This is a genomic window from Micromonospora sp. NPDC006766, assembly GCF_040636055.1.
Classification (GTDB): Bacteria; Actinomycetota; Actinomycetes; order Mycobacteriales; family Micromonosporaceae; genus Micromonospora.
The window spans coordinates 41694-47693 of sequence record NZ_JBEYIX010000047.1 but is presented as its reverse complement, the minus strand read 5'-3'; the positions used below and the strand labels follow the sequence as shown (position 1 = coordinate 47693).

General features: G+C 71.7%; 6 protein-coding genes. All 6 read right to left on the bottom strand.

What is annotated here, in order from left to right:
- Window positions 1-192: 192 nt before the first annotated feature.
- Window positions 193-918 carry a CDP-alcohol phosphatidyltransferase family protein gene (locus ABZ671_RS26605; protein ID WP_357863028.1) on the bottom strand — a complete coding sequence of 242 codons (726 nt, stop codon included), beginning with the start codon at window positions 916-918 and terminating at the stop codon, window positions 193-195.
- On the bottom strand, window positions 893-1960 hold the full coding sequence (locus tag ABZ671_RS26600; RefSeq protein ID WP_357863026.1) for an iron-containing alcohol dehydrogenase family protein: 1068 nt from the start codon (window positions 1958-1960) through the stop codon (window positions 893-895). Before ABZ671_RS26600 ends, ABZ671_RS26605 begins: the two co-directional genes overlap by 26 nt.
- Window positions 1948-2679 (bottom strand): phosphocholine cytidylyltransferase family protein, encoded by a 732-nt coding sequence (locus ABZ671_RS26595; protein WP_357863023.1) that lies wholly within the window; start codon window positions 2677-2679, stop codon window positions 1948-1950. The genes ABZ671_RS26600 and ABZ671_RS26595 overlap by 13 nt, the downstream gene beginning before the upstream one ends.
- Window positions 2680-2757: 78 nt before the next feature.
- On the bottom strand, window positions 2758-3570 hold the full coding sequence (locus tag ABZ671_RS26590; RefSeq protein WP_357863021.1) for a hypothetical protein: 813 nt from the start codon (window positions 3568-3570) through the stop codon (window positions 2758-2760).
- Complete coding sequence (locus tag ABZ671_RS26585) at window positions 3567-3716, bottom strand: hypothetical protein (protein WP_357863019.1); 150 nt, start codon at window positions 3714-3716, stop codon at window positions 3567-3569. The genes ABZ671_RS26590 and ABZ671_RS26585 overlap by 4 nt, the downstream gene beginning before the upstream one ends.
- Window positions 3717-3828: 112 nt before the next feature.
- Complete coding sequence (locus ABZ671_RS26580) at window positions 3829-5874, bottom strand: hypothetical protein (protein ID WP_357863017.1); 2046 nt, start codon at window positions 5872-5874, stop codon at window positions 3829-3831.
- Between the last annotated feature and the right edge of the window lie 126 nt (window positions 5875-6000).

Below are 6000 nucleotides of genomic sequence, written 5' to 3'. Positions count from 1 at the left end.
TACGAGTAGGTGAAGCCGTTCGCGACGGTGACGTTGCCCGAGTCGTCGGCCACGACCACCGCCACCGCCCCGGCGCCCTTGGCTGGGGTGGTGACAGTCGAGGCTCCCGGTTTGCCCGGTTCGCGCCTTTCGTTCACCGCCACAACTCCATGATCGACGCGCGGAGGGGGGCGGGGGCGGGGGCGGGGTGGGTTAGGGGAGGGAGGCGTGGGCGGAGAAGGTGATGCTGGCGAGTAGGAAGGCGCCGTTGACGAGGGTGAAGGCGATGATCAGCCAGAACGTCAGGGCGGGGGCCACGGCCAGGACCAGGGCGGCCACGAAGATCACTGCGCCGTAATCCCGGACCAGCTTCACCAGGCGTACGGGGAGCGAGGACGAGGTGACCATGCTGGCCGCGTTCGGGCCGGACTGCATCACCGAGGTCACCAGGTTGACCATCCAGGTGCCGGCGAAGACCGCGACCAGCCAGGCCGGCGTTGACGGGCGTTGCGCCACGGCGGTCGCCCCGAGGGCGGTGACCAGGGCGATCTGGGCGGCCACGTCGCAGAGGATGTCGACCCGGGCGCCGGCCGCGCTGCCCTGCCCGGTGACCCGGGCGAGCTGCCCGTCCGCGCAGTCCAGGGCGTACGAGATCTGCCAGCCGACCAGGGCGACCAGCCCGACGACCCAGGCCGGGACGGTACCGGCGGCCACCGGGCCGGCGAGCGCGACCACGGTGACCGAGGCGGCCAGGCCGAGCACCAGGTTGGTGAGGGTCAGCGCGGTGGGGCGCAGCCCGAGCCGCTGGGCGACCAGCGCGAAGACCGCCCCGATCCACTGGCTGATCGCCTCGCTGAAGAGCCCGCCGCCCCGGTTGACCCGGTGGAAGTCGGCGACGGTGGGGCGGGACGGCTCAGCCAAGGTGGTCGCGGAGTGCATCGGCGTAGTCTGCCAGCCGCTCTCGCGTCTCGGTAGGCGACATCGCGAGGTGTTCGAGGATGGTGTAACGGTCCGGCCGGGTGGCCGGCGCGAACTGCACCGCCTCGACGAACTGGCCGTCGGTCAGCCCGAGGTCGGACGGGGTGGTGGCGAGGCCGTGCCGGTGCAGGCAGCGGGCGAGCTGCCCGAACCGCTCCAGGTCCCCACGGAGGAAGGTGCAGAAGAGCGCCCCGAGCCCGGCCTGCTCCCCGTGCGAACCGGTGCCGGGGTAGAGCTTGTCGATGGCGTGCGAGATCTCGTGGTCGCCGCCGCTGACGGGGCGGGTCGACCCGTGCACCGAACTCGCGATCCCGCCGAGGATCAGCGCCTCGGCCAGCGTGGTGAGGAAAGCGTCGTCCCCGATCTTGCCGGGGTGGTTGATCAGTGCCTCGGCGCCGGTCCGGGCCAGCGTCACGGCGAGGCCGTCGATCGGCTCGCCGCGGACCTTGTGGGCCAGCTCCCAGTCGGCGCAGGCGTTCACGTTGCTCACCGCGTCGCCGATGCCGGCCTGGGTCTGCCGGTCCGGGCCGCTCTCCACGAAATCCAGATCGACGATCACCGCGATCGGAATGTGCACCCCGTAGGAGCCCTTGCCGCCCTCGTGATCGAGTGAGGCGGTCGGCGACGCGATGCCGTCATTGGCGAGGCTGGTCGCGACGGTCACCATCGGGATGCCGTATCGGGTCGCGGCGTACTTGGTGGTGTCGATGGTCTTGCCGCCACCGATGCCCACCACCGCGTCGTAGGAGCGGGACCGGAGCTGGTCACCGAGCTCGTTCGCCGCGTCGATGGTGCCACCCGCGACGGTGAACACGTCGGCGGCGCCGAGCGACGGCCGGCACAGCTCGACGATCTTCTCGCCCTGGCCAGGGCCGACCACCACCGCCACGTCGCCCCCGGCGGAGATCCGCCGGTCGGCGAGGAGCGGACCAAGGTCGGCCACCGCGCCCCGGCGGACCTCGATCGCCAGCGGGGTGTTGACCGTACGGGCTAGTAGCGGCACGCGATCTCCCGCGCCCGGGCCAGGTCGGCGTGGTTGTCGACCTCGACCCAGGAGACGTCGCCGATCGGCGCCGCCCGCACCTCGCCGCCCCGGTCGGCGAACTCCTGGTAGCCGTCCTCGTAGTAGAGGTTCGGGTCGCGCCGCCAGGTCGCCTCCAGGGCGTCGGCGAGCGCGTCGGCCACCTGCGGCTCGATCAGGGTCGCGCCGATGTACTCTCCGTACGCCTCGCCCGGGTCCATCAGCTTGGTGATTCGGGTGAGCTGGCCGGCGGCGTCGAAGGTGGTCTTCATCTCCTCGTCGGCCAGCGGCTTGATGTTGTCGATGGCCAGCAGGATGCCCGGGCCGCGCTCGGCCAGCAGGGTCTTTTCCACGCTCACCGGGTGCACGGTGTCGCCGTTGACCAGCAGCACCCCCCGGGCGAAGTATTCCCGGGCCAGCCAGAGCGAGTACGCGTTGTTCCACTCCTCGGCCCGGTCGTTGTGCACCAACGTGATCGTGACGCCGTACTTCCGCTCCAGCGCCGCCTGCCGTTCCCGGACCGCCTCGGCGGCGTAGCCGACCACGATGACGACCTCGGTCAGGCCGACCTCGGCGAGGTTGCGCAGCGCGATGTCGAGGATGGTGGTCTCTCCGTCCACGGGCACCAGCGCCTTGGGCAGGGTGTCGGTGTACGGACGCAGCCGCCGTCCGGCACCGGCGGCGAGCACCATCCCGATCATGCGGGCATCCTTCGTTCGACTCGGCTCCACCCGGTGGAGGATAGCGCCGACCGGCCGACCGGCCGCCGTCAACCTCTGTCAGCCGGGCAGGGCGGCGAGGTCCGCCAGCATCGCCAGCCGTTCCTCGGCGGTCAGCACTGCGTACGGGCCGGCGGCCCGGCGATCGGTCTCCTGTTCGATCGCCAGCCGTTCCGGCCCGGGCGGCAGCGTGGCGATGCTGGTCGCGGTGTGCCCCGCGACGGCCCACGCCGCCGCGTGCGCGTCCGCCCGGTGGTAACGCAGCACGCCCAGCCGGTTGAGCAGCACCACCCCGGCCGGGCTGCCCTCCGGCTCGTGCGGCGGGGCCATCGCGGCGAATGCGCCGGGTTCGTCCGATTCGGCCAGCAGCAGGGCGTACGCCAGCACCCGGCCGAGCGCCGTCACCAGCCGGCCCACTCGGTCGTCGTGCCCGACCCAGAGTTCCCCGGTCACCGTGGCGTGCAGCTGCCAGAGCTCCGCCAGGAAGGCGAGCCCGCGGTCGGTGGCGCAGCAACCGCCGTCGGGCAGTCGCTGGAGCATCCCGTACGCGACTTGCTTGTCCAGGGCGCGCTGGCAGGCGACCGAGTCCCGGTAGCGGGTCACCGCGTCGAAGCCCGGCCCGCTCACCGTGCCGCCCGGCGTGGCGAGTCGGGTCCGGAGTTCCACCAGGAAGCCGGTGGCCGCCGTGCCGCCGTACCGTGAACTCAGCTCGGCGCCGCCGTCCCGGGCGGCGAGCATGCCGGCGATGAAGGCCCGGTCGACCGCCGGGGCGACCAGCCCGGCGAACCGGTGCGGCGGCAGTTCGACGCCGTCGGCATGCCGGCTCGGCACGTCGGACGCCGCGCCGCGACCCGGCACGGTCGAAGCGCTCACCGACCGATCGAAGGCAGGGCCGCGAAGGCGACCACGTCGGAGCAGCTCGGGAAGAGGGGCCGCTCGGGGGACCGACGCTGGAAGAAGAGGCGGCCGCCGTCGTCGACGATCAGCGCGCCGGCGCAGCGGAGGGGCTCGGTGGGCACGCGACGACAGTAGCGAGCCGGGGCCGCCCGTGGCGACGCCCGATCTGAACCGGGCCCGAAAGGACGAGGGCCCGGCCGTCACCGGCCGGGCCCTCGTCGTACGTGCCTCAGGTCACGGCCCGACGAAGACGGCGGGGGCCCGCCAGTCCACCTTGTCGATCCCCGGGCCGCTGCGCACGGTGGCGGCGCCGGTCGGCGCCCCGTTCGACCACGCCATCGAGGAGAGGTTGCCGGTGCTCCGGGACACGACGTAGAGCTTGTTGCCGCTCAGGAACAGGCCAGCTGTGTCGGCGAAGGCGGTGGTGCCCTTGACCGTTGTCCGCTCCGCCCCGATCGTGCCGGTGTCCGGCGTGAACCAGCGCCAGAACAGGCTGCTCTGGCCCGAGAGCGCGTAGTAGAGGCGGCCGCCGGTGTAGAACATGGCGGTCACGTTCGGCAGCTCCGCGTAGAAGTTCGACGTCATGCCGGCGTACGTTGAGCCCTTGGGGCCGGAACCCGTCGCGATCTTGTCCCACTTGGGGTCGTGGTAAGGGTCCATTTTGGCCGGGGTGCCGAAGGTGGTGCCGTTGAACGAGCGGCGGTAGAACTGGCCGTTCATGCCGTAGAACAGGTCACCGCCGACCCAGAAAGCGCCCTTGGCCGTCGACCACAGGGTGTTGTCGTTGTTCGGGACGCTGGTCGCCGCGCCCACCGCTCTCGCCCCGTCGTACGACCGCCTGGTCACGTTGTTCACCGAGTTCGCTGGCGGAAGCGCGGCGCGCACCCGGTAGAAGATCTTGGTCTGTGCTGGGCGACCGGCCTGGTAGACGTTGCCCGGCAGCCCCTTGGTGGCGGTCGAGTGCGGGGCTTGGCCGCCGTTGAGCGGAAAGAAGGCGAGCCGGGCCCGTTTGTATTCCCGGTTGCCGAGCCACTCCTGGTCGCTGCCCAGCCAAAGCCCCTGCGGGGTCGTCAGCATCTTGGTCACGCCGTAGCCGCGCGGGTGCCGGCCCGGGTTCCAGGACAGCGGCAGGCCGCTCGCCGGATCGAGGGCCGCGATGCTGGCCCGGGGGACCGCACCCGGCGCCGCCTGGTCGCGGCCCATCGGGTTGTCGAGCCAGCGGAAGTGACCGCCGACGTAGACGGCCTGTTCGCTGATGCCGACCGACAGGAACGTGTCGCCGCCGCTGTAGGCGACCCAGGTGGGCTGCTGGCCGGCCCCGGTGGCCGAGGTGTCCCAGCGGGCCGTCGCGTCACAGAGCGTTCCCGGGTACGACGCGCCGGTGGTCACCACCACGAAGTACGTGCCGTTCGGGGCGAATGCCACGTCCCGCACGTACGAGTCGAACGCGATGTACTTGCAGGCCGCCGAGTAGCGGTCGGTGTTCCAGTTGGCGATCGTGGCCGAGCTGGGGCCCAGGTCGATCCGGACGACCTGGTCGTGCGTGACATTGTCGGCCTTCTTGAAGTTGCCGATGACGACCAGGCGCTTGCCGTCCGGCGAGACGGCCAGCTTGGCGGCGCCGACCCCGGCCGAGGCGCCGCCGTTGGTGGGGGTCCAGTTGTGGTGCCCGGTGAGCGAGACGGTCAGGTAGTTGTCCAGGGCGCCGGTGGTGGCGTTCAGCGTGGCCAGGCCGTTTCGGGTGGCGGAGCCGGCGGTGCTGAAGATGCCGCCGACCAGGAGCCGGCCGCCGACCCGGGCGATGTCCTTGATCATGCCGTTGAACGCGGGGGCCTTGAACCCGGCGACCGGGGTGCCACTGGCGATGTTGAGCAGGGCCAGCTTTCGGAAGCCGCGCTGACCGTTGACGGTGTTGAACTGGCCGGCGACAAAGACCGTGCCCGGAGCCGGCCCGGCGATGACCGCCGTCACTCCCCCGTCCAGCGCTGGAACGAACGAGTTGTCGATCTTGCCGGTGGCCTTGTCGAAGGCCAGCAGGTACTTTCGGGTGACCTCCCTGGACTTCGTGCCACGGTCCTGCGCCCGGGTGAACGAGCCACCCACGATGACCTTGGTGCCCGCGTCGTAGATGGCCACCACGCTGCCGTCGTTGATGTTCGGCGTCTTGTCGGACGGCACCCCGCCGACCATCGTGGCGTGGCCCGGCGCGGCGGCGGCGAGCCCGGGGGTGGGAGTGCAGAGGAGGGCGATGCCGACAGCGGCGGCGCCGAGTGCGGACACCGATCGGTGCCTCAGGATCGAGAAAGCCACAGGCAACTCCGGAGAAAAGGTCGGAGGCGCTGCGGTCCGGGCCGGACTGCGACGCGGAGCGGGGCGCATGCCGGTCGACCGCAGAAGTGCAGCACC

Bases quoted from the DNA above. Each gene is read 5' to 3' on its own strand.
- ABZ671_RS26605 (WP_357863028.1), bottom strand. From the start codon at position 918: ATGCACTCCGCGACCACCTTGGCTGAGCCGTCCCGCCCCACCGTCGCC.
- ABZ671_RS26595 (WP_357863023.1), bottom strand. From the start codon at position 2,679: ATGATCGGGATGGTGCTCGCCGCCGGTGCCGGACGGCGGCTGCGTCCG.